Origin of the sequence: Streptomyces alkaliterrae (genome assembly GCF_007097205.2) — a bacterium.
Classification (GTDB): Bacteria; Actinomycetota; Actinomycetes; order Streptomycetales; family Streptomycetaceae; genus Streptomyces; species Streptomyces alkaliterrae.
In genome coordinates this window covers 1-2,151 of the sequence record NZ_VJYK02000525.1, presented here as the reverse complement: position 1 = coordinate 2,151, position 2,151 = coordinate 1, and the positions used below count along the sequence as shown (strand labels likewise).

Here is a 2,151-nt window from a genome sequence, read left to right as displayed (position 1 = left end):
GACCGGCCCGCTTTCTGTTCCCGCCCCCGCCGTCCGCCTCGGCTCAGTCCTCGCTGCTCCTGGCCCAGATGTTGGTGCCGGGCGTGGAGACCGCGAAGCGGTCCACCTCGGTCAGCTCCTCCTCGGTCAGCTCCGGCCCGCGCACGGCGGCGACGTTCGCCTCCAGCTGCGCCACGCTGCTCGCCCCGATCAGCGCCGACGTCACCCGGCGGTCCCGCAGCACCCAGCTGAGCGCCAGCTGGGCCAGCGACTGGCCGCGCGACTCGGCGAGCTTGTTGAGCCCGTGCAGCCGCCGCCGCACCTCCTCGGTCAGCAGACCGGGGTCCAGCGACTTGCCCTGGCTGGCCCGGGAACCCTCCGGCACGCCCGCCAGATAGCGGTCGGTGAGCAGACCCTGGGCGAGCGGGGCGAAGCAGATGCAGCCCATGCCCTCCTCCTCCAGGGTGTCCAGAAGAGAGTCCTCCTCGATCCAGCGGTTCAGCATCGAGTAGGAGGGCTGGTGGATCAGCGGCCGGACGCCCATCTCCCGCAGCAGCGCCACGGCCTCCGCGGTCCGGTCGGCGTTGTAGGAGGAGAGGCCGACATACAGCGCTTTGCCCTGCTGGACGGCGGACGCCAGCGCGCCCATCGTCTCCTCCAGCGGCGTCTCGGGGTCGAAGCGGTGCGAGTAGAAGATGTCGACGTAGTCCAATCCCATCCGGCGCAGCGACGCGTCGAGGGAGGACAGCAGGTACTTGCGCGAGCCCCATTCACCGTAGGGCCCCGGGTGCATCAGATAGCCGGCCTTGGTGGAGACGACGATCTCGTCCCGGTAGGGGCGGAAGTCCTCGGCGAGGATCCGGCCGAAGTTCTGCTCGGCGGAGCCGGGCGGCGGACCGTAGTTGTTCGCCAGATCGAAGTGGGTGACACCGAGGTCGAACGCCCGGCGGAGGATGCCGCGTTGGGTGGTGAGCGCGCGGTCGTCGCCGAAGTTGTGCCACAGCCCGAGGGAGATCTCGGGGAGGAGCAGGCCGCTGCGGCCGGTGCGGCGGTAGGGCATACCGGTGTCGGCGCCTCCGTCGTACCCGGCGTAGCGGGAGTCGGCGGCGCGGTAGTGCGGGGAGTCGGCAGTCGGTTCCGTCATGCCTCCTGGCCTATCACGGACCGGACTATCACGGAGCTGTGACGGTTCTGGTTCGGTTCCTGGTCCGCGCGTGGCCCCGAGGTGGCTTAGGCTGCTATGGGTTTGACATGGGTGGGGGCAGGGAAAGGCGGATCGTTCGGATGAAGGCCAAGGCCAAGCTGCGCGACCTGGTGGTCCGGCTCTACTCCCGCCGGGTGGAGGGCAGGCTGGACCACAGCCACGTGCCCGCGCACATCGGCGTCATCCTGGACGGCAACCGCCGCTGGGCGAAGGCCGCCGGCGGCACCACCGAGCAGGGGCACCGGGCCGGCGCCGAGAAGATCCGCGAAATGCTCACCTGGTGCGCCGAGACGGACGTCCGGGTGGTCACCCTGTGGCTGCTGTCCACCGACAACCTCGACCGGCCGGCGGTCGAACTGGACCCGCTGCTGCGCATCATCGAGGACACCGTCCGGGACCTGGCCGCCGACGGCCGCTGGCGGGTCCACCACGTCGGCAACAAGGACCTGCTGCCGGACACCATGCAGCGGGTGCTGAAGGAAGCCGAGGACAGCCGGCCGTCCGCCGGTCGGGACACCGGGATACTCGTCAACGTGGCCGTCGGCTACGGCGGCCGACAGGAGATCACGGACGCGGTCCGGTCGCTGCTCGCCGAACGCGCCGAGCGCGGCGACACGCTCGCCGAACTGGCCGAGACGCTGGAGGCGAAGGACATCGCCCGGCACCTCTACACCAGCGGCCAGCCGGACCCCGACCTGGTGATCCGCACCAGCGGCGAACAGCGGCTGTCCGGCTTCATGCTCTGGCAGAGCGCGCACTCCGAGTACTACTTCTGCGACGTCTTCTGGCCGGCTTTCCGCCGGGTGGACTTCCTCCGCGCGTTGCGCGACTACGCCGCGCGCCACCGCCGCTACGGCACCTGAGGCCGGCAAGGCCGGCAAGGCCGGCCGGGTCGGCCGTGAGCCGCGAGGGGCCGTGAGCCGCGCCGGCTCGCCCAACCCGACCCAGCATCCGCTTCCCGCCCGGCC

General features: G+C 71.1%; 2 protein-coding genes. One reads left to right on the top strand and one right to left on the bottom strand.

What is annotated here, in order from left to right:
• Positions 1-43: 43 nt before the first annotated feature.
• Positions 44-1,123, bottom strand: a complete 1,080-nt coding sequence (gene mgrA / locus FNX44_RS26380) for an L-glyceraldehyde 3-phosphate reductase (protein WP_143651492.1) — start codon at positions 1,121-1,123, stop codon at positions 44-46.
• 140 nt (positions 1,124-1,263) lie between these two features.
• Here mgrA and FNX44_RS26375 point away from each other — a divergent pair, with 140 nt between their 5' ends.
• Complete coding sequence (locus tag FNX44_RS26375; protein WP_143651491.1) at positions 1,264-2,046, top strand: isoprenyl transferase; 783 nt, start codon at positions 1,264-1,266, stop codon at positions 2,044-2,046.
• The last annotated feature ends 105 nt before the right edge of the window (positions 2,047-2,151 follow it).